This window comes from Cereibacter changlensis JA139, from assembly GCF_003034985.1.
GTDB lineage: Bacteria > Pseudomonadota > Alphaproteobacteria > Rhodobacterales > Rhodobacteraceae > Cereibacter > Cereibacter changlensis.
In genome coordinates this window covers 1-371 of the sequence record NZ_PZKG01000449.1, presented here as the reverse complement: position 1 = coordinate 371, position 371 = coordinate 1, and the positions used below count along the sequence as shown (strand labels likewise).

Genomic DNA, 371 nt, shown 5'->3' with positions numbered 1-371 from the left:
CTCATCCCGAAGAAAGGACGCCGCTGAATGCGCCCCGTGTTCTACGTGCTCAGCTTCCTCGCCGTCATGGCGCTGGCCTTCTGGGCCTATCGCGAGAATTACGCGACGCAGCAGGCGCTGAAGGATGTCTCGGGCCTGAATCGCGAGATCGCCGCGCTGCGCGAGGGGCTGTCGGTGCAGCGCGCCGAATGGGCCTATCTGAACCGCCCCGACCGGCTGCGCGAGCTGGCGGCGATCAACTTCGACCGTCTGGGATTGCTGCCGCTGGAGGCCGACCAGTTCGGCGCGGCCGACCAGGTCGCCTATCCGCCCGAACCGCTGTTCAATTTCACCCAGCCGGTCAACGTCATGGGTCAGCAGGAAGAACCGCT

Annotated in this window: 1 protein-coding gene; it reads left to right on the top strand. The window is 65.8% G+C overall.

The genetic code is table 11. The annotated features are described in order from the left end of the window. Positions 1-27: 27 nt before the first annotated feature. Positions 28-371 (top strand): cell division protein FtsL (gene ftsL, locus C5F48_RS24615; RefSeq protein ID WP_107666189.1); only part of this gene is annotated, 344 nt, incomplete at its 3' end.